This window comes from Simiduia sp. 21SJ11W-1 (genome assembly GCF_024138675.1).
Classification (GTDB): Bacteria; Pseudomonadota; Gammaproteobacteria; order Pseudomonadales; family Cellvibrionaceae; genus Simiduia.
In genome coordinates, this window is the sequence record NZ_CP090959.1 from 1,989,705 (window position 1) to 2,009,537 (window position 19,833).

General features: G+C 53.4%; 19 protein-coding genes. 4 read left to right on the forward strand and 15 right to left on the reverse strand.

The annotated features are described in order from the left end of the window. The first annotated feature begins 44 nt into the window (after window positions 1–44). Complete coding sequence (locus tag L1F30_RS08795; RefSeq protein ID WP_253355351.1) at window positions 45–2,858, forward strand: response regulator; 2,814 nt, start codon at window positions 45–47, stop codon at window positions 2,856–2,858. A 25-nt stretch (window positions 2,859–2,883) separates the two neighbouring features. On the opposite strand, the gene recO is transcribed toward L1F30_RS08795, so the two are convergent. The 11 genes from recO to rpoE form a co-directional block, all read right to left on the reverse strand. Beyond that, window positions 2,884–3,594, reverse strand: a complete 711-nt coding sequence (recO, locus tag L1F30_RS08800) for a DNA repair protein RecO (protein ID WP_253355353.1) — start codon at window positions 3,592–3,594, stop codon at window positions 2,884–2,886. Window positions 3,595–3,596: 2 nt separating this feature from the next. Continuing rightward, the gene (gene era, locus L1F30_RS08805) at window positions 3,597–4,505 is read right to left on the reverse strand and encodes a GTPase Era (RefSeq protein ID WP_253355355.1); all 909 of its coding nucleotides are present in this window, start codon (window positions 4,503–4,505) and stop codon (window positions 3,597–3,599) included. 1 nt (window position 4,506) lies between these two features. Beyond that, window positions 4,507–5,196 (reverse strand): ribonuclease III, encoded by a 690-nt coding sequence (rnc, locus tag L1F30_RS08810; RefSeq protein ID WP_253355357.1) that lies wholly within the window; start codon window positions 5,194–5,196, stop codon window positions 4,507–4,509. Further along, window positions 5,193–5,612, reverse strand: a complete 420-nt coding sequence (locus L1F30_RS08815; RefSeq protein ID WP_253355359.1) for a DUF4845 domain-containing protein — start codon at window positions 5,610–5,612, stop codon at window positions 5,193–5,195. The genes rnc and L1F30_RS08815 overlap by 4 nt, the downstream gene beginning before the upstream one ends. A 28-nt stretch (window positions 5,613–5,640) precedes the next feature. Then, entirely contained in the window at window positions 5,641–6,480 is an 840-nt protein-coding gene (gene lepB, locus L1F30_RS08820) for a signal peptidase I (RefSeq protein ID WP_253355361.1), read from the reverse strand. Between the two features lie 30 nt (window positions 6,481–6,510). Next, a complete protein-coding gene (gene lepA / locus L1F30_RS08825) occupies window positions 6,511–8,310 on the reverse strand; it encodes a translation elongation factor 4 (RefSeq protein ID WP_253355368.1) in 1,800 nt (599 codons plus the stop codon). Between the two features lie 167 nt (window positions 8,311–8,477). Then, the gene (locus L1F30_RS08830; RefSeq protein WP_253355376.1) at window positions 8,478–9,854 is read right to left on the reverse strand and encodes a DegQ family serine endoprotease; all 1,377 of its coding nucleotides are present in this window, start codon (window positions 9,852–9,854) and stop codon (window positions 8,478–8,480) included. A gap of 74 nt (window positions 9,855–9,928) precedes the next feature. After that, window positions 9,929–10,366, reverse strand: a complete 438-nt coding sequence (locus tag L1F30_RS08835; RefSeq protein WP_253355387.1) for a SoxR reducing system RseC family protein — start codon at window positions 10,364–10,366, stop codon at window positions 9,929–9,931. After that, a complete protein-coding gene (locus tag L1F30_RS08840; protein ID WP_253355397.1) occupies window positions 10,356–11,327 on the reverse strand; it encodes a MucB/RseB C-terminal domain-containing protein in 972 nt (323 codons plus the stop codon). Before L1F30_RS08840 ends, L1F30_RS08835 begins: the two co-directional genes overlap by 11 nt. 32 nt (window positions 11,328–11,359) lie before the next feature. After that, on the reverse strand, window positions 11,360–12,052 hold the full coding sequence (locus L1F30_RS08845) for a sigma-E factor negative regulatory protein (RefSeq protein WP_253355399.1): 693 nt from the start codon (window positions 12,050–12,052) through the stop codon (window positions 11,360–11,362). 168 nt (window positions 12,053–12,220) lie between these two features. Then, entirely contained in the window at window positions 12,221–12,823 is a 603-nt protein-coding gene (gene rpoE / locus L1F30_RS08850; protein WP_253355401.1) for an RNA polymerase sigma factor RpoE, read from the reverse strand. A 241-nt stretch (window positions 12,824–13,064) separates the two neighbouring features. Here rpoE and nadB point away from each other — a divergent pair, with 241 nt between their 5' ends. Next, entirely contained in the window at window positions 13,065–14,672 is a 1,608-nt protein-coding gene (gene nadB / locus L1F30_RS08855) for an L-aspartate oxidase (protein ID WP_253355403.1), read from the forward strand. 69 nt (window positions 14,673–14,741) lie between these two features. Here nadB and L1F30_RS08860 read toward each other — a convergent pair whose 3' ends face one another. Further along, window positions 14,742–15,128 carry a protein YgfX gene (locus L1F30_RS08860; RefSeq protein WP_253355405.1) on the reverse strand — a complete coding sequence of 129 codons (387 nt, stop codon included), beginning with the start codon at window positions 15,126–15,128 and terminating at the stop codon, window positions 14,742–14,744. A 76-nt stretch (window positions 15,129–15,204) separates the two neighbouring features. Then, on the reverse strand, window positions 15,205–15,456 hold the full coding sequence (locus L1F30_RS08865; RefSeq protein WP_253355406.1) for a succinate dehydrogenase assembly factor 2: 252 nt from the start codon (window positions 15,454–15,456) through the stop codon (window positions 15,205–15,207). 170 nt (window positions 15,457–15,626) lie between these two features. Between L1F30_RS08865 and L1F30_RS08870 the strand changes: the two genes are divergently transcribed. Next, window positions 15,627–16,664, forward strand: a complete 1,038-nt coding sequence (locus L1F30_RS08870) for a folate-binding protein YgfZ (protein ID WP_253355408.1) — start codon at window positions 15,627–15,629, stop codon at window positions 16,662–16,664. 29 nt (window positions 16,665–16,693) lie between these two features. Further along, the gene (locus L1F30_RS08875; RefSeq protein WP_253355409.1) at window positions 16,694–17,530 is read left to right on the forward strand and encodes an HDOD domain-containing protein; all 837 of its coding nucleotides are present in this window, start codon (window positions 16,694–16,696) and stop codon (window positions 17,528–17,530) included. A gap of 8 nt (window positions 17,531–17,538) precedes the next feature. Here L1F30_RS08875 and ung read toward each other — a convergent pair whose 3' ends face one another. Together ung and lysS are read right to left on the reverse strand one after the other, a co-directional pair. After that, window positions 17,539–18,264, reverse strand: coding sequence for a uracil-DNA glycosylase (gene ung / locus L1F30_RS08880; RefSeq protein WP_253355411.1), 726 nt, complete (start codon window positions 18,262–18,264; stop codon window positions 17,539–17,541). A 66-nt stretch (window positions 18,265–18,330) separates the two neighbouring features. Beyond that, a complete protein-coding gene (gene lysS / locus L1F30_RS08885) occupies window positions 18,331–19,818 on the reverse strand; it encodes a lysine--tRNA ligase (RefSeq protein WP_253355413.1) in 1,488 nt (495 codons plus the stop codon). Window positions 19,819–19,833: the final 15 nt, after the last annotated feature.

Genomic DNA, 19,833 nt, shown 5'->3' on the forward strand with positions numbered 1-19,833 from the left:
ATTATGGTATGGTTAAACCGCTGCCAAATTGGATGGTTTTCTAAGTGGATATAACTCAGTCGATCAAGCGGCGTTCGCTGCGCATTGCCCTGCTCCCTACCGCACTCTTGACGCTCGCACTCGCCCTGCTTCTTACCGGCCTGTACGTGCACCAGCTCGGCAAGCTCTCCATTGACCGGGGCTACCACCTCAGCCGGCTGCTGTCCCAGCTTACCTACCAATCCATGCACAACCGCCTGCTACTGCAATCGGTAGTACAAACCAGCGTAAGCGATGGCGACATTCGGGCTGTGCGCGTGTACGACCTCAATCGCAACCCCCTGATACATGCAGGCAACAGCTTTTCTCTGGTGGCCCAGTTAGACCCGGCGCGGTTCGCCCTGGACGCCAACCACCAAATCCTTGACGACAGCACCCTGTTTATCGTGCCCATCCACGCAGACCACGACTCCTTTGCGCCCTTTGGCTGGCTCGCGGTTGAAATCTCAAACGATGATTACACCCTGCTTGAATACCAAACCCTGTTACTGGCGCTGGTTTTGGGGATGGCCGCGGCAATAGCCAGTGGAGCCATTGCCCTCAATTATGGTCAGCAATTATCCACAAGCCTGAATGACCTCAAGCTGGGCCTGCAGCAGTTGCAATCTGGGGCACTCAATACTCGTTTGGAGGGCAGCAACCTGCCGGAGTTAAACGAGCTTTTAACCGCGTTTAACAAGCTGGCCTTAAGCCTGAAAGAGAGCCGCGAAGAAATTCAACGCAATATGGATCAATCCATAGAAGATTTGCGTGAAACCCTGGAGACCATCGAAATCCAGAATATCGAGCTGGATTTAGCACGCAAAGAAGCCGTTGAGGCAAGCCGCGTTAAATCGGATTTTCTGGCCAACACCTCCCATGAAATTCGCACCCCCCTCAACGGCATTATCGGTTTTACCAGCCTGCTACTGAAAACGCCGCTAACCGATCAGCAAAAAGAATACATGCGCACTATTCAGCACTCATCGCAAGGTTTGCTGACCATCATCAATGATGTGCTTGATTTCTCTAAAATAGAATCCGGCCGCCTGCAGCTCGATTACGTACCCATGCAACTGCGCCAGGTGGTTGAAGAAGCCATGCAAATCATGGCCCCCGCCGCCCACGAAAAACACATCCAGCTTATCTTGCTGATTGATCGCAGCCTGCCCACTCACCTGCTGGGTGATCCCCTACGCCTTAAACAGGTACTGACCAATCTGGTGAGTAACGCAATCAAGTTCTCACACGGTGGCAATGTCATCATTCGCGCAGAACTTAAACAGCTTGAAGAGACTCAGGTAGAGGTTAGCATTACCGTAGAAGATTCAGGCGTGGGCGTAAGCGAGCAAGACAGGTCTAAATTGTTCCAGGCATTTAGCCAGGCAGATAGCAGCAACAGCCGTAAACACGGTGGCACAGGGCTTGGGCTTGCAGTATCCAAGGGGCTTATTAAGCGCATGCATGGCGAGATAGGCGTAAAAAACAGTGATACCGGCGGCGCGCTGTTTTGGTTTACTGCACAATTTGGTATCGAGCAGGAATCTTACCAACAACAACCTCAACACCAGCTGGCCAACTGCCATTTTGCCATGCTGAGTAACAACACCCAGCTCTGCACTCAGGTTAAAGAAATTGTTGGCGCCGAAAGCGGTAAAATTATTCTCGCTAAAAGCACGCAGGAACTGGTAGCGCTCGTCAAAAAACAAGCCCAGATCAACATGCCCGTGGAGGCTATTTTCTACGACATAGAGCCCCAGCAGGAGCGCAGGCTGGATTTTAAAGACCTCAATGAGCTTATTTGCCAGATGCGCGATCACTATTCGTGCAATATGTTTTTATTGGGCACACCCAGCGCGCGCCGTGTTGTAGAGCACAACCTGCCAGACCAAACAGGCAATTTCCTGGAGAAGCCCATTACTCAGGCAAGGCTACTGAATATGATTCGGGCGGGCCTAACACCAGAAAAAGAAGAAACCCGCATCGGCCAGCAATCAAGCTTTGATCACAAGCCCAGTATTTTGGCCGTAGACGACAACCCTGCAAATTTGCAATTGGTCGGCGAGCTATTAAGCGGGCTTGGCATGGACGTGACGCTGGCCTCCGATGGCAAACAAGCCGTAGAAATTGCCGACAAACAAATTTTCGACATGGTGTTTATGGATTTGCAAATGCCGATAATGGATGGCATTGAAGCCACCAAAATCATTCGCAGCCGCGAACTTGGCAAACGTCGCACACCCATTGTGGCGCTTACCGCTCACGCCATGGCCGAGCAAAAATCTCAGCTGCTGCTCGCCGGCATGGACGACTACCTCAGCAAACCTGTGAGTGAGGCGCAGCTGGCGCACGTGATAAACCGTTGGCTGAAAGCCCGCAAAATGCATGCAGGCTGGATAAAAGAAATCCACGAGTTACAAACACCAAAAATTGAAACCACCCAGCCCGAAGCCGGCTCAAAGGTGCAAAGAGTTGTAGATTTACAAGAATCCCTGGCGCTTGCCAACAACAAGCCGCATTTAGCGCGCGACATGCTAAGCATGCTTCTAAACACCCTGGAATCCGATCAGCAATCCATACAGCAAAGTTTTGCCTCGGAAGATTACAAAACACTGGAGTCTACCGTTCATCGGCTACACGGTGGCTGTTGCTACTGTGGGGTCGCAAAGTTGCGAGAGGCCGCTCACGACCTTGATAGAAGCTTGCAAGCCAAAGAAACCGGTAAGCTCGAAATTCAAATTGAGCGGCTGAACATCGAAATTGATGCCCTGCTTCAATGGGGAAAGTCGCACGATGTAGACGTGCTATTTGCTGCAGACGAAACCGAAGTTTCAAGCTAAGTTCAAAAGCTAGTGTGGTATCGCTTTAATTAAACAAAGTACGACTGGTGAGCGGTTTGCTGCCGAGTAAGGGACGTAGCACGCCGCGCATAAAACGCTTGAGTTCAGCCCGGTGCCCTTCATCGGCAAGATCACCTCGCCCTAGCGCTAACAGCGCCGCACCTGATATTCCCGCAAGCTCTGCTTCCAGGCGCTTCATGCCCTGCTGTTGAACCAAACCGTAAGCGGCGCCTGGCTCAATGGGCTTGCCGTCAATATCTTCTGTCAGCGAGAAACTTGCGCCTACCATCTCTAGCAGCAGCCACTCAAACGAACGCAAGCGCACCTCCAATGGAGCATCGCCCCAATCTGGGTGATGCTGTGACAAATCCGCCAATATCTCACCGTAATAATCAAACAATGCAGATTGTGCGTCGTCTTCTGGGAGCAGTCGCACAATTAGTTCGTTGAGATAAAAAGCACAATAAAGCGCCCTGCCCTTCAGCTGAAAAGCGGTACCGGTAGATTCTATATGAGTGAGTGTTTTTAGATTGCCACGGCCCTTGGCAGACACAACGAGGGGGATAAAAGGATTTAGTAGCGCCCTTGGCCCGCCCCTTTTATTGGCTTTTGCGCCCCGGGCATACAAGGATTGACGGCCGTATTCTTTGGAAAAAAAATCGATAATAAGGCTGGTATCGCCGTAGGCGCGGCTATGAAGTACGTAACCTGCACTAAAATTCAGCACAGTTGCCATGGCTAGAAGTCGTCGTAACCCAAGCTTTTTAATGCTCGCTCATCGTCAGACCAGCCAGACTTTATTTTCACCCAAAGCTTAAGCATGACTTTAATATCGAACAAGGCCTCGATATCAATGCGCGCTTGCTGGCCAATTTTTTTAATTCTATCGCCTTTGTCACCAATCAAAATACGCTTTTGGCCGTCCCGCTCAACCAGAATGACCGCACTGATATGCAATATGCCGCCGTCTTGTTCAAATTCTTCAATTTCAACGGCCATTTGGTAGGGTAACTCGGCACCCAGTTGCCGGGTGATCTTTTCGCGCACAATTTCGGCTGCTAAAAAGCGCGAACTGCGGTCGGTGATCTGATCTTCCGGGTACATGTGCTCGCCCTCTGGCAACAGATCTGCAAGCAATGCCTCCAGGCGATCAAGTGCAACGCCTTTAAGTGCCGAAATAGGTACGATTTCTTTGGGCTGCAACCGCTCTGAAAGGCGCTGCAAATGTGGCAACAGAACAGATTTATCCTCCAGCTGATCACATTTGTTAATCGCAATAATCAAGGGAATTGTAAGATTTTCCAGCCGGCGGGCCACCGCCTCATCTTCATCTGTCCAGTGGGTTCTATCAACAAGAAACACCACCACATCCACATCTTTAATTGCAGTGCCGGCGGCTTTGTTCATATAACGATTCATGGCGCTTGCGTGGTGTAAATGCAAGCCGGGGGTATCAACAAACACCAGCTGGTTTGGCCCCTCGGTTTTAATGCCGGTAACGTTATTTCGTGTAGTTTGCGGTTTTCTGGAAGTGATGCTGATTTTCTGGCCAAGCATGTGGTTTAACAAGGTGGATTTACCCACGTTTGGGCGGCCCACCAAGGCAATAAAACCGCATTTTGTTTGCGGTAGGTTTGCATCTGTCACACTATTTTCCTGCTTGCTTGTTGAGGGCTGAAAGCGCCAGGCTGGCGGCTTTTTTTTCCGCTTTTTTGCGGCTGGTATCTGTGGCCATGGGTGCGTCTTTCAGGCCTGCTACTACGCATTTAACCGTGAACCGCTGTGCATGGCCCTCGCCATCCACTTCTTCCAAAACATAGTCAGGCAAGGGTTGCTGGCGCGATTGCAGGTACTCTTGCAGTGCACTTTTGCTGTCTTTGTGCTGATCTTCCAGGGTGATGGCTCTTATGCGCTCACCCACTAAGCGAACAATGAGCGCTTTTGCCGATGCAAGGCCCGACTCTTTGTAAACGGCACCAATAATGGCCTCAACTAAATCAGCGAGAATAGATGCACGTGTATGGCCACCACTTTTGCGCTCGCCATCCCCCAAGCGAACGTACTCGCCAAGGGATAATTCATTGGCGATACTCGCCAATGTTTCACCTTTCACAAGGTTCGCCCGCAGGCGCGTGAGCTGCCCTTCCCTGGCCTCCGGGAAGGCTTCAAACAACTGCTCTGCAACTACAAAGTTCAGAATGCTATCGCCCAAAAACTCCAAACGTTCGTTATTGGGTTGGCCCACACTGCGGTGGCTTAGCGCAAGCTGAAGCAGCTTGGGTTGTTCAAACACATAACCAAGCTGGCGCTCTAGGCGGGTAAAATCAAGCTGATTCACGACTTGGTCTTGGGTCGGTAATCAACAGGAGGCCGGCAGCACTCTTCGGGCTTGCTGGTATCCATGTAGTTTTGGAAATCTACCACAACTGAAATGTTATAAATCAGCGGTACTCGCACTTCGTAATTAATGGTGATGATATTGCGGTTGCGCTCACGCTCAATTTCTATATTGGAAGAGCCAACTGAGCGCACGCCATTAATCATGTAAAAATTAGACAAATGATGCTTGATTTCCGAAGGTGACATTTGCGACACCGGCTTATCTTTATCGCGCAGCGATTCCAGCGCGCTCACAATGTATTGGTTTTCTGAATAAACGGGCACCAATTTAAAGGCACACATCAGGAAAAACCCAGCCACAGCCAGCACTAAAATGAGGTTTAAAGAGCTCATACCCAATTGTTGATTACGCATAACCTGCTCCACTTAGAGATGTTGTCTATTATTCTATGCTACCGGCCCGTGAAAAACTGGGCACACTCAGCAATTGTTCCCAGTGCATCCAAATCGCAAAGGCCTTACCAACGATCGCTTTTTCAGATACGGGGCCCCATTCGCGGCTGTCAGAGCTGTTGTCGCGGTTGTCGCCCATCATAAAATACTCGCCTTCCCCCAGCGACCACTGGCCAGACCGGCTCAGGCCGCCGGGCATAATGCTGCGATGAATCGTATGGGAAACTTCACCCAGCTGCTCTTCCATTACCTGATAGGTTGGGCGGCCTGCGGGTAGATTTGCCTGTAACTTTTGGGGCACTTTTTCACCGTTGATGTATAGAGCTCCGTTAGAGATTACGATTTTATCGCCGGGCAGCCCTACCACGCGCTTGATGTAATAGGTATCGGGTTTATGGGGTGGGAAAAACACCATGACATCGCCGCGCTCGGGCGCATTCATCTCGAGCACTTTGGTATTGGTTACCGGCAGGCGCAAGCCGTAGGTGTACTTGTTGACCAGAATAAAATCACCCACCTGCAAGGTGGGCACCATCGATGGCGAGGGAATCTGGAAGGGCTCAACGATAAACGAGCGCAACACCAATACAAATGCCAACACCGGAAAGAAAGACTTTGCATATTCAACCGGCGCAGGCTCTTTTGCCGCTGCATCCATTGCGATTACATAACCTTCATCGGTTTCTTTCAAGCTGGTTTTCTTAAGTTCGGCTTCCACTGTTTGCACACGCGCCTTGCGGGCTTTTGCAAGAAACAGGATGTCATAGAGCCAAATAAGGCCAGACACAAAAACCAGCACCACCAAAATCAGTGGGAAATTAATATCCAATTGCCATTCCTTTTATTAATAACGCAAACGTTAGCTATCTACTTTTAAGACTGCCAAGAAGGCTTCCTGCGGTATTTCAACACGCCCTACCTGCTTCATACGCTTCTTGCCGGCCTTTTGTTTCTCCAGCAGCTTACGCTTACGGCTAACATCACCGCCGTAGCATTTGGCTGTTACATCCTTACGCAAGGCCTTTACGGTAGTGCGGGCAACCACCTGCCCGCCAATGGCCGCCTGAATGGCCACATCAAACATTTGCCGCGGGATCAGCTCTTTCATCTTCTCGGCAATGGCCCGGCCTTTGTAGGAGGCGTTATCGCGGTGCACAATTAACGCCAGTGCATCCACTTTCTCGCCGTTAATCAGAATGTCCAGGCGCACCAACTTGGCCGGCTCGAAACGCTGGAAGGCGTAATCGAGCGACGCAAAGCCACGGCTGACGGACTTGAGCCTGTCGAAGAAATCCAACACCACTTCGTTCATGGGCAGCTCGTAGCGCACCTGCACTTGCGAGCCTGTGTATTGAATATCTTTTTGAATGCCGCGCTTTTCTACACAGAGCGTAATAACTGCGCCCAGGTATTCCTGCGGCACCAGGATATTGGCCTCTACAATGGGCTCACGCATTTCATCAATCAGGCCGATATCGGGCAATTTTGACGGGTTGTCTACGTAAACCACTTCTTTATCTGTTTTAAGCACCTCGTAAATTACGGTGGGCGCAGTGGTAATCAGATCCAGGTCGTATTCACGCTCTAAGCGTTCCTGAATGATCTCCATGTGGAGCATGCCAAGAAAGCCGCAACGGAAGCCAAAACCCAGTGCATCGGAGCTTTCAGGCTCGTAAAAAAGCGACGCGTCATTCAAGGTAAGCTTTGCAAGGGCTTCGCGGAAAGCTTCGAAATCATCAGAGGTAACCGGGAACAGGCCGGCATATACCTGCGGCTTTACCTTCTTAAAACCGGGCAGCGAAGGGACATCGGGTGCATTGGCGTGGGTGATGGTATCGCCCACGGGGGCGCCCAGAATTTCCTTAATGCCGGCAACAAAAAAGCCCACTTCGCCGGCTTTAAGCTCTTTGGTTTCGGTAAGCTTTGGCGTAAACACACCCACTTTATCCACCACATGCGCCTTGCCGATGGACTTGGTCATGATTTTATCTTTTGCGCGCAGGGTGCCCTGCTTTACCCGCACCAAAGAAACAACGCCCAGGTAGTTATCAAACCAGGAGTCGATAATCAGCGCCTGCAGCGGCGCGTTAATATCGCCAACCGGCGGCGGCACCAGGCGCACAAGCTCCTCTAAAACATCTTCAATGCCCATACCGGATTTGGCGCTGCAACGAACGGCCTCAGTGGCATCGATACCGATGATATTTTCAATTTCTTCGGCTACGCGCTCGGGTTCGGCCTGAGGCAGATCCATCTTGTTTAAGACGGGGATCACCTCCAAACCCTGCTCGATGGCGGTATAGCAATTGGCCACAGATTGCGCTTCTACGCCTTGGCCTGCATCCACCACCAACAAGGCACCCTCGCAGGCCGCCAGCGAGCGCGATACTTCATAGGAAAAATCCACGTGCCCGGGGGTATCAATAAAATTCAGCTGATAGACTTTTTCATCACGGGCTTTGTAGTGAAGTGTGACACTTTGCGCCTTGATGGTAATGCCGCGCTCGCGCTCGATATCCATGGAATCGAGCACCTGTGCCGCCATTTCACGGTCGGTCAGGCCACCGCACATCTGGATGAACCGGTCGGCAATGGTAGATTTCCCATGATCGATATGGGCAATGATTGAGAAATTACGAATATGGCTTAAGTCAGACACAGGTGCGCTTCAACTACTAAGATCGTGAATAAACTGGGAAGTACAACCCTTGCAGGCCACCCGAAGGCGCAATAAAACAAGGGTTTAACAGCCCAAATAAGGAGAGCCCCGCAGGGCTCTCTTGGCGCGGCAAGTCTACCGCATTTGGGCTTTATAGGCTATGTAACTCACTCTTCTATGATGATAGATCGAAACGTCGGCCGGCCATCACGATAAAAGCGAATTGGCAACAATTTGCCCTCAGGCAGGGCTTTTTGTAGCGCTTGGTAGTGGCCTGGATCTTTCACCTCATTAAAGCCCAGCTGGGCAATCACATCACCGGGGCGCAGGCCGGCCTTGGCGGCGGGCGAATCCGGGGCTACTTGCACCACCATTACACCACCATTGATACGCAGGGCCTGCAGTTGACGGCTGTCCACTGGCTCAACTACCAGCCCCAGGCGATCGCCAGAGGCCTTGGCGGCAACACTGGGGGTATTCTCGCCATTGAGCGTGCCCACGGTAACCTGTAGCCGTTTCTTCTTGCCGGCACGCATTACATCTACGTCAACCTTGGTGCCAGGGGCAATGCCCCCCACCACGTGTGGCAAATCTGCGCTTTTGGCTATGGTTTTTCCGTCGAAACGGATGATGACATCACCCACCTCAAGGCCCGACTTATCGGCGGGGCTCGCCGGTTCAATCTGCTGAATCAGGGCGCCCATGGGCTTATCCAGCCCGAAAGACTTGGCCAAATCGCGATCTACCGCCTGAATGGCAACCCCAAGCCAGCCGCGATCCACCCGCCCCTTGTCTTTGAGCTGGGCTATGACGTCTTTGGCCACGTTGCTGGGGATAGCGAAAGACAAGCCAATAGAACCACCGCTACGGGTGTAGATCTGGCTGTTGATGCCTACCACTTTGCCTTCCATATTAAACAATGGCCCGCCGGAGTTACCGGGGTTAATGGCCACGTCGGTTTGGATGAAAGGCACATAGTTCTCGTTGCGCTCGGTGGGAATGCTGCGCCCGATGGCACTGACGATGCCCGCACTGGCAGTGAAATCCAGGCCAAATGGTGAACCGATAGCCAGCACCCACTCGCCCACTTTGAGGTCATCTGAATCTGCGAACGCCAATGTGGGTAAATCGTCGGCGTTAACCTTGAGCAGCGCCAGATCAGAGCGTGGATCAGTACCGATGACCTCCGCATCAAACTCGCGGTTGTCTATAAGACGTACAGAAATGTCATCTGCGCCTTCAACCACATGGTTATTAGTGAGCACATAGCCATCTTCGGAAATGATAAACCCAGAACCCATAGACCGCTGCTCGCGCTCGCGCGGGTCTCTTGGTTCGAACAGGTGTCTGAAGATATCGGGGATGTCTTGCGGGTATTGCTGGCGTGGCGAAGAGCGCTTAGCGCGCTCAACGGTGTTAATTTTCACCACCGCCGGCGAATGGTCTTCAATCAGTTCAGTGAATTCTGGCAAGCTGCGCGCACTGGCCGATGCGACCAGGCTAAACGCCACCACTACCCCAAAGAGCCACTGTTTTAGTTGCATGCGTTCCTCACTTTATCGATTCCAAATTCGTACCTGGGTACGTGCTGCTTCAGAAAATGATAAGGCTCGAAAGGCTAGAGCTTGTGCCCGAGTTTGAGCCCCATATGCATTCCCTTAGGCGCTTTGACCGTGCAGGCGCGCACAAGTTTCATGCCTAACCACAAGCCCAGCGCGGCACCCGCCAAAGCGACGAGATCGTGCGACAAAAACCTGTAAAAGCCCGCCGCCATGGCAATCATGGTTACCAGCGGCAACAGGTACACCAATAAGGCGGCCCGGGCCAGTGCATCAGCTTGCACGGTAAAGGTGATTTGATCGCCCACTTTGAATATTGGGTCTGTTTCGTCAATAGCCAAGAGGTTGGCTGTTTCGGCCCACTTGGCCATGGCCGACTGGCCGCACACGGCTTTTGCCGAACACTGGGCGCAGGCCGAGCGATTGATGGATTCAACCCAGGTTTTGCCCGCCTCGATTCGGACAATACGGCCCTGCTCTTGAATTTCACTCAGCAAGTTCGGCCTCCACAGGGCCAAGGCTCATGGCCACGCGCTCAAGGCTTGGCGCAGGTATTTCACCTACCGCCGTCACGCGAAAATTGTGGCCGGCAAGCTCGGCCTTGCCCATGTAGGCTACAGTCGCGCCGCGCTGTGCGCGACCTTCAATAATGCTTGGGGTGTCTATGGCGTCAATAAAAATGGAAAAGGCGGCCAATCCGTCTGAGTAGGCAAGCATTTCGCGCTTGCCGGAAAGTTGTTTGGTGGCCACCAACTCGAACCCTGGCGGCAACCAGTGGCTTAACCAGCGGCCGGTGCCTGCCGAAATTTGCGACGCGCCACAGTCGACGGCCCGCGCATCCGCAAGACTTACAGCTTGCTGTGTTGCCGCCTGCTCGCCGGCTGCTTGGCTTGCTTCGCCTTCAACATTGAGCGTGGCAAATTGAAAACGCTCGAGAACCCGGGCGCCCTGGCCGATGAAAATCACTTTCAGCGCTATGTAAGTGGTGTCGTCCAACGCCAGCACATAACCGTAGCGGTGCTGATCGCGCGGCATTACCTGCACAAGTGTCGCCTGACGCCCGGCAATACGCTCTTTGCCTACTGTCGAAATATGGTAATAGGCATCTATATCTTGATTATCGGCGCCTAGCGCAACACCACGCAGCAGCCGCTCGCCTGCACTTGGGCAATGGCTTAAGCCCGCATTGCGGCTAATGGCGCGGTGTTCACCATTGAGGTGCACCAGCCGCTCTTGCTCTACGCCACCCACCACCCGGTGCTCAAGCTCCATGGTGGCCAGATGGGCGCCGTGCTCGTAGGTCAACACACCGGAATAATTCAGGGTTGCCATGGCTTGGGCGTGGCGGGCCAGCAAGGCACGGGCGTCATCAGCAAGCGCGGGAGCCGCACAAATCGTCAGAAGAATAAATACAAAAGCCCGGGGCAGGCCCAGGCGATTGGTTAACAATGGTTTCATATTTGGCCTTGTGGTCTGGGGCCCGGGTGGCGCTACTCTGCGTGCCCCGCCTCGCCATCTTGAGATGCCTGCGGGCGCTCGGCTTCGGCATTGGGTGTGATACGCGCATAGGGCAACAGGCCCTGGGCGCTGTTTTGCGATGCATTTTCAGCATGCTCAAGCATTAACTGATTTAGGTGTTGCTCAATGGCCTGATTTTGCTGGGCGTTAGGCTGGTAGCTAACCGTTGCGCGCTCTGGCTGGACTGCGAGCGCCGGGCCATCGCTAATGTTTACTGTACGGGTATTGAGCGTTGGCGCTTGAAAGCCATCGGGCACAACACCGGCTGCGCCGCCTACGGTTTCCGGTGCTTTAGCCACCATGGGTGCCTGGGTTGCCAGGTATTGCTGGGCACCAATCACCACGGCGCCCGCCACACTGGCCGCCACTGCCATACGGCCAGCTGCTGACCATATTTTGCCAATGGCAGACTGGGGCTTGCCTACACTGTGTGCCGGTTCATCGGCAATGGCTGCGCTGATTTGCAGTGAGAGGTCAACGGGCACAACACCGGGGGTATCGCCACGCATGGCACCGGCTGCCAGGTGGTAGTTTTGCCAGGCATCGCGCAAACACGGGTCAGACTCTGCGGCCTTAAGCAGGCGATGCAACTCCAGCTCACTGGCCTCGTTGTCCATTAGTGCCGAGAGGCTTTCCTGAAGTTTGCGATCTGATTGTTGAACCATTCTGAGCTCACCTTGATTAACAGCTCGAGACTAGGTGCCAATTCTAAGAGACACCCCTCTTTTCGTGATAATTGTGCGACGAGTCGCCTGCTTACTGGGTTAAGACTCCGGTACCGGTACCAAGTTCCCCGGTTTCACGAATTTTGTAAAAAAAAAAGTAAATTTTGTTTAAGCCGGGGTGGTTTTACGCCCTTGCGGCTCCATATAGGCCGAAATTTTAGCATCCAGCGCCTCGCGAGCCCGGAATATGCGAGATCGCACGGTACCCACCGGGCACTGCATGATTTCAGCGATCTCTTCATAGCTCTTGCCGTCTATTTCGCGCAAGGTTACCGCTGAGCGTAGGTCTTCGGGCAGTGAGGCGATGGTTTTTGCAACCACAGCCTCCAGCTCATCTTTGAAATGCAGCCCCTCTGGCGTGTTCACGTCTTCCATATACTCAGCCGCCAGATACTCGGCTTCCTCGGCATCCACACCCTGGGCCGGCGGGCGGCGCGAGCGCGACACCAGGTGGTTTTTGGCCGTGTTTACCGCAATGCGAAACAACCAAGTGTAGAACGCGCTGTCGCCCCGAAAACCGGGAATAGCGCGATAGGCTTTGATGAACGCCTCTTGCACCACGTCGTTCACCTCGAAGGCATCGCGAATATAGCGCGAAACAATGGCTGCCACCTTGTGCTGGTATTTCAACACCAGGAGATCAAAAGCGCGCTTATCGCCCTTTTGCACACGCTCTACCAACATTTGATCGTTATCTGGCGCTTGCGCCATGAATCGCTCCCCAACCTTCAGATTCCGGGCCCCGGGCTGCTCTCCATACAAGCAGCCGCCGCGCGCAAGCACTACAGGGCCTAACAAACGCAGATTTTACGTCCAAATAGTGCAGCAAGTCTCTGTAAAGACGCGTATTTTGTAAAAAAAGTTCCCCATCGGCCATGCTTTATTGCTACCGAGGAGCGCCCCGCTTTCGCTATAATCGCGGCTTCTGTTACCTCTGGAATTGCAATTGGCTATGCAGTATCAATTTGATGTTTTAGTGATCGGCAGTGGTGCTGCCGGCCTGTCGCTGGCACTTCACCTGGCAGACACCGCCAAGGTTGCCGTACTAAGCAAAGGCCAGCTCCACGAAGGCTCCACCTGGTTTGCCCAGGGCGGCATAGCGGCGGTGCTCGACGATCAAGACAGCATTGATGCCCATGTAGCCGACACACTGGCAGCCGGCGGAGGCCTGTGCCACCCAGACAGCGTGCGCTTTACCGTAGAGCGCAGCAAAGCGGCCATTGAATGGTTAATCCAGCAAGGTGTGGATTTCACCAAAAATGGCGGCGCAGACGACTACCACCTTACCAAAGAAGGCGGCCACAGCCACCGACGCATCATCCACTCGGCCGATGCCACGGGCAAAGCCGTGCTCAGCAGCCTGATAGAGCGGGTAAAGGGCCACAGCAATATCACTCTACTTGAGCGCTTCATTGCACTCGATCTGATCACCCAGCCAGACCCCAACTCACGCAAATTGCGCTGCACCGGCGCGTACGTGTACAACCCCGGCGATGATCATGTGCACGCCTTTCAAGCAAAATCGGTGGTGCTGGCCACGGGCGGCGCCTCTAAGGTGTACCTTTACACATCTAACCCTGACGGCGCATCGGGCGACGGCATTGCCATGGCCTGGCGCGCCGGCTGCCGGGTGGCCAACATGGAATTCAACCAATTTCACCCCACGTGCCTGTTTCACCCTAAAGCCAAGTCTTTTCTGATTACCGAGGCGTTGCGGGGTGAAGGTGCCCACTTAAAGCTGCCCAATGGCGAGCGCTTTATGCACCGCTTTGACGAACGCGAAGAGCTGGCACCGCGCGACATAGTGGCGCGCGCAATCGACCATGAGATGAAGCGTCTGGGCTCTGACTGCCTGTACCTTGATATTAGCCACAAGCCGCCTGAGTTTATTGCAGAGCACTTCCCCACTGTGAAATCCCGGTGCCTGGAATTCGGCATCGACATCACCCGCGAACCTATTCCCGTGGTGCCGGCCGCCCACTACACCTGTGGCGGCATTGTGGTAAACGCCCAGGGCCAAACCGATTTATTAAACCTCTATGCCATTGGCGAAACGTCATTTACAGGCTTGCACGGGGCTAATCGCATGGCCTCTAATTCGCTGCTTGAATGCCTGGTGTATGCGCGTTCGGCAGCGCTCGATATCGCCCAGAAACTGGCCGCCATTCCCGCCCCTCAACCAAGCCCTGCGTGGGATGAATCGCGAGTTACCGATTCAGATGAAGACGTTGTGATCTCTCACAACTGGGATGAGCTGCGCAGATTCATGTGGGACTACGTGGGCATTGTGCGCACCCAAAAGCGCCTTGAGCGCGCAACCCATCGTATTAAGCTTTTGCAAAAAGAAATTGCCGAGTATTACAGCAACTACAAGGTGCGCGGCGATTTGATTGAGCTGCGCAACCTGGCGCTGGTGGCCGAATTAATTATCCGCTCGGCCATGGAGCGAAAAGAAAGCCGTGGCCTGCACTACTCGCTGGATCACCCAAAACTTGCGCCCGTGGCGCGCGATACTATTTTGGTACCCACCAATTTCGCCGCGCAGGATATTTTTGTATAAGCGCGCCGAGGCCAGCTTGCGCTAATGGGTAGTTGCAATAATAGGAAGTTGAGCTAACTGGAAGTTGCGCTAATGGCGAACAGCGCCTTGGCGCAGCTGAACGCGCAACCGGCGATGGGCTCTGGCATTGTGGCCATCGGCCCATAGCCAAAGGTACACAGGCAAGTAGCTCGCCTGACGCTTCACTTTTAAAATAATCAGGTAACTGATTACCAGCTGTTCACCGGTAAGATTTACAGCTTCCCACTCGCCGGCTGCGCCCAGCCAAAGCCCCTCGTGATTTATACGCAAAAATTTTGCCGATAAATCGCCATTGAATGGCCGCCGCAAATAGACAAACAGCGCAGTAACAAGCGCCAGCAAAATCAGCAGCCCGCCCCCTAACAAAAGCTCGCCAACCAAGCCTGTGTCCAGCTCCCGGCCGGCAACCCAAAATATCAGAAGTGCAAATGGCAAGGCGGCGCAAAATAGCCACAAGGTCAGCTTATAGCGACGTTCGAGGCGGCCTGCAGTTAGCGCAAGCTGAATGACCTCAGGGCTTTGCCTGGAGCCCCGTGTTCGCGCGGATGATTTCGACAATGCGCAGCAGCTCCGTGTCCTCTGGGTCTTGACGCTTCAGAAACCAGCCAAAAAGATCCTGGTCTTCCGACTCAAGCAGCTTCCAGTAACGCTCTTTGTCTTCCTGCGCCAAGCCTGGGTAGATATTTTCCAAAAAGGGCAAGAGCACCAAATCGAGCTCCAGCATGCCGCGCCGACTGCCCCAAAACAAACGATTTCTCTCCACCCTAGGTCTCCAGCGAACTGCGAAAGGTTACTGCCAAAACACACCCGGCCAGGCAATGTGACGCCCACAGGCAAGCTATGGCAAAATCTCGCTTGCGAAACTACAAGCGATTGGCATTATAGCGACCCGCTACCCCCATTTCACCCAAAATACCCCAGAGCAACGCAATCATGAACAAGGCTTGGCAGCAATTTATCGCAGATCAGGGCGCCGTGACCGATGCAGCCGGTGTCACCGAGTGTTTTTCCGAGCAGCCCTATCCACCACTGGGCGCCGAAGTATTGGTAGACGCACAATGTTTACGCGTGCTGGATCTCACAGGCCCTGATTGCATCAAGTTTCTGCAGGGCCAGATTACCCAAGACGCCCAGCAGCTCGCACAGGCGCGCGGCCTATTTGCAGATCACTGCAACCCCAAAGGCCGCATAGTTGCAAGCTTTTATGCCTTAGGCCTCGGCGCTGAACACATTCGTATTATTCTGCCCGCAAGCAATGCAGACCACTTTGCCGCCCACCTGAAGAAGTACCTGGTATTTGCCAAGGCAGAACTGCAGCAACGAGACGACCTCGTGTGTATTGCACTTATGAATTTGAGCGCACAAGCGCTTAGAAGCCTGGCCGGCGAGCTACAGGCTCAAGCCGCACTAGGCCTGCCCGCCGAGCAAGGCGGCGTGTGCCAACAAGATGAACAAAGCGCCTTTGCAGTTACCGATTCAACCCTGTTGCTCACGCTTAGCGAACCCAACGCACAAGGGCTCTGGCAAACTTTGGCGCCCAAAATGGCGCTGGGCGGGCAACGCTATTGGGCTGCCAGCGCAATCGCTGCCGGCGTTGCCTGGGTAGCTGCGCACAACCGCGAGCACTACACCCCTCACCAGATCAACCATCAGCTCATCAACGCCATCAGCTTTCGCAAAGGATGCTACACAGGCCAGGAAGTTGTGGCGCGCATGCACTACAAGGCCACGCTCAAAAGCCATGCCTATGGATTTAGCTTAACAAATGATCAACCGATAGAGCCGCAAGCTGTGATTTACGCGGGCGATGAAAAAGCAGGCACGGTAATCAATGCAGCTGAAACAGGCGCAAACCAATGGCTACTGCTAGCGGAAGTGCGAGATGCACTGGTAAATAGCACCTTACACGTAGAGGGCGTAAGTGCAGAAAAACTCCATCAGGTACCGCTGCCCTATGCTATAAACAAGTGACGTAATTCGAAAACTTGTGGAGTTTATAAATGAGCCAATTGGTGGAAAAAGTCAGCCAAGACATCATCGCCGCCCTTGAATCTGACCAATTGGTACTGCCCACCCTGCCCGAGGTGGCCCTGAGGGTAAGGGAAGTTGCCGAAGACCCGGATGCCAGCATCAACCAGATGAGCAAGGTCATCGGTAGCGATGCAGCCCTTGCCGCTCGGCTTATAAAGGTGGCTAACAGCCCCCTCCTGCGTGGCAGCCGGGAAATCACCGATCTGCAAATGGCGCTGTCACGCCTCGGCATAGAGTACACCTGCAATATTGCCACCGGCCTTGCCATGTCTCAGATGTTTCAGGCCACCAGCGACTTGGTAGACAAGCGAATGCGCGATGTGTGGACCCGCTCCAGTGAAGTTGCCGGTATTTGCCATGTAATGTGCAAGCACCGCACCAAGTTGCGGCCAGATCAGGCAACACTCGCAGGGCTGGTACACCGCATAGGCGTACTGCCTATTCTTACCTACGCCGAGGAAAACCCGAGCCTGCTGCGCGACAGCTTCACACTGGATACCGTGATAGAAGCACTCAACGGCCCCATTGGCGATCGCATATTAAAGCACTGGGCATTCCCAGAGCCGCTCATTCACATTCCCACCCTGCACATGCAGTTTGAGCGCCAGGCACCTGAAGCCGACTACGCAGACATAGTGACCGTGGCGGTGTTGCAGAGCTATATGGGCTCAAACCACCCGCTGGCCAGTGTGGATTACAGCAGCGTAACCGCCTTTGGTCGCCTGGGGCTCGATTCAGATATGGAAAATGCCGAAGGCGATGATTTAAGCGCCGAAATGGAAGCCGCTATGGCAATGCTGCAATAGCTGCCAACTTAATTATCTGAGAACAATGCCGGGGGCTCCGGCAATGCCCGCCAATCTACCTGCCCCCTGCCCCATTCGGCCAACTGAGCGTTGGCCAAATCAAAACACGCAGAGCCAATAAACGCGCAAAAATCCTTACCCGCCTTGGTGGCGCCCAGTGGGCTTGGGTGTGAGGTTTTAATCACGCGGTGGCGCTCGCCATCTACTGCCGCACATACGCCGTGAGCAAATCGCCCCCAGGCCAAAAACACCACAGGGTGTGATTGATTATTTACGGCCTCAATACACCGCTGGGTAAACGCAAGCCAGCCTCGCTTGGCGTGCGAACCTGCCTGGCCCTGCTCTACGGTGAGCGATGCATTTAATAACAGCACGCCCTGATTGGCCCATGCGGTTAAATCGCCAGACTCGGGCCAAGGGCCTTTACCAAATATTTCTTTATAAATATTTTTAAGGCTGGGCGGCAAGGCAACACCAGCGGGCACGCTAAAACTTAGCCCATGGGCCTGGCCTGGCCCGTGGTATGGGTCTTGCCCCACAATCACTACTTTTACCTGATCAAGTGGCGTGTGCAAAAACGCGGTAAACCAGGAATCTGACGGCGGAAAAACAGTTTTACCGGCGCGCTTTTCGCTTTGCAAAAACGCCCTTAGCTCACCCATGTAAGGCTTTGCAAACTCCTGCTCGAATACAGACCGCCAACCGTCATCCAGCTGTTCCAAAATATTAGCCACAGCGCTTCCTTAAATATTTACACAACCTCAAGGGTTAAAAAAAGCCGCTAAGCGGCTTTTTGTTTTTTACTCTGGCCGCATATGCGGGAACAGCAGTACATCCCGGATAGATGGCGAATCCGTAAGCAGCATAACCAGCCGATCAATGCCAATGCCTTCACCTGCTGTGGGCGGTAAACCGTACTCCAAGGCGCGCACATAGTCGGCATCGTAGTGCATGGCTTCATCGTCACCGGCATCTTTTTCACGCACCTGCTGCATGAAACGCTCCGCCTGATCTTCGGCATCGTTCAGCTCGGAAAAGCCGTTTGCCAGCTCCCGCCCACCCACGAAAAACTCGAAGCGGTCTGTAACGAAGGGGTTGTCATCGTTGCGGCGGGCAAGTGGCGATACTTCAGCCGGGTATTCGGTAATGAAGGTGGGCTGAATTAACTTGTGCTCGGCAGTTTCTTCAAAAATTTCAATTTGAACTTTGCCCAGGCCCCAGGTTTCTTTCACATCGATTTTCAGTTTGCGGGCAATCGCGGTGGCGCTGGCCAAATTGTTTAATTGCTCGCGCTCAATGCCTGAATTGTATTTCAAAATGGCATCTACCACAGAGATACGATCAAAAGGCTTGGCAAAATCAAACTCCGTACCCTGATAACTAAAGGCCGTTGAACCACGTACTTCTACTGCCAGCTTGCGCAGCATATCTTCGGTGAGATCCATCAGGTCTTTATAATCGGCGTAGGCCTGGTAGAACTCCAGCATGGTGAACTCTGGGTTGTGCCGGGTAGATAAACCCTCGTTGCGGAAGTTGCGGTTGATTTCATAAACCCGCTCATAGCCACCCACAACCAAACGCTTCAAATACAGCTCAGGCGCAATACGCAAAAACATCTCAACGTCCAGGGCGTTGTGATGGGTAACAAAAGGCTTGGCCGACGCGCCACCGGGAATCACATGCAGCATGGGAGTTTCCACTTCCATGTAGTCTGCCTGATTCAAATACTGACGGATAAAGCTGATCACCTTGGAGCGGGTGCGAAATACGTCGCGCACCTCGGGGTTTACCATCAAATCTACATAGCGCTGGCGGTAACGGATTTCCTGGTCACTCAAGCCGTGGAATTTGTCAGGCAGCGGGCGCAGGGCCTTGGTGAGTAACTGGAACTCACCCAAGTTTACATAGAGATCGCCCTTGCCGGATTTGTGCAGCTGGCCTTTAACGCCCACCAGATCGCCGATATCCCACATGCCGGTGGTTGCTTTTAAGTTTTTCTGCGCTTCTTTATCAGCGTAAAGCTGTATCTGGCCGCTGCCATCTTGCAGCACGAAAAACGGGCCGCGCTTTGCCATAATGCGGCCAGCCACAGAGGCGATATTACCGAGCGCCTCGAGCTCTTCTTTCGATTTATCCCCAAACTCTGCCTGCAGATCAGCGGCTTTGTGCTCACGACGAAAATCGTTTGGGAAGGCATTACCCTTCTCGCGAATGGCCGTTAATTTTGCCCGGCGCTCGGCGATCAAGCGGTTTTCATCTGGTGCGGGAGTTTGGTTGTCGTTACTCATGTTAGGCACTCGTTA

Bases quoted from the DNA above. Each gene is read 5' to 3' on its own strand.
- recO (WP_253355353.1), bottom strand. From the start codon at position 3,594: ATGGCAACTGTGCTGAATTTTAGTGCAGGTTACGTACTTCATAGCCGC.
- L1F30_RS08815 (WP_253355359.1), bottom strand. From the start codon at position 5,612: ATGCGTAATCAACAATTGGGTATGAGCTCTTTAAACCTCATTTTAGTG.
- L1F30_RS08830 (WP_253355376.1), bottom strand. From the start codon at position 9,854: ATGCAACTAAAACAGTGGCTCTTTGGGGTAGTGGTGGCGTTTAGCCTG.
- L1F30_RS08840 (WP_253355397.1), bottom strand. From the start codon at position 11,327: ATGAAACCATTGTTAACCAATCGCCTGGGCCTGCCCCGGGCTTTTGTA.
- L1F30_RS08845 (WP_253355399.1), bottom strand. From the start codon at position 12,052: ATGGTTCAACAATCAGATCGCAAACTTCAGGAAAGCCTCTCGGCACTA.
- rpoE (WP_253355401.1), bottom strand. From the start codon at position 12,823: ATGGCGCAAGCGCCAGATAACGATCAAATGTTGGTAGAGCGTGTGCAA.
- nadB (WP_253355403.1), top strand. From the start codon at position 13,065: ATGCAGTATCAATTTGATGTTTTAGTGATCGGCAGTGGTGCTGCCGGC.
- L1F30_RS08870 (WP_253355408.1), top strand. From the start codon at position 15,627: ATGAACAAGGCTTGGCAGCAATTTATCGCAGATCAGGGCGCCGTGACC.
- L1F30_RS08875 (WP_253355409.1), top strand. From the start codon at position 16,694: ATGAGCCAATTGGTGGAAAAAGTCAGCCAAGACATCATCGCCGCCCTT.
- lysS (WP_253355413.1), bottom strand. From the start codon at position 19,818: ATGAGTAACGACAACCAAACTCCCGCACCAGATGAAAACCGCTTGATC.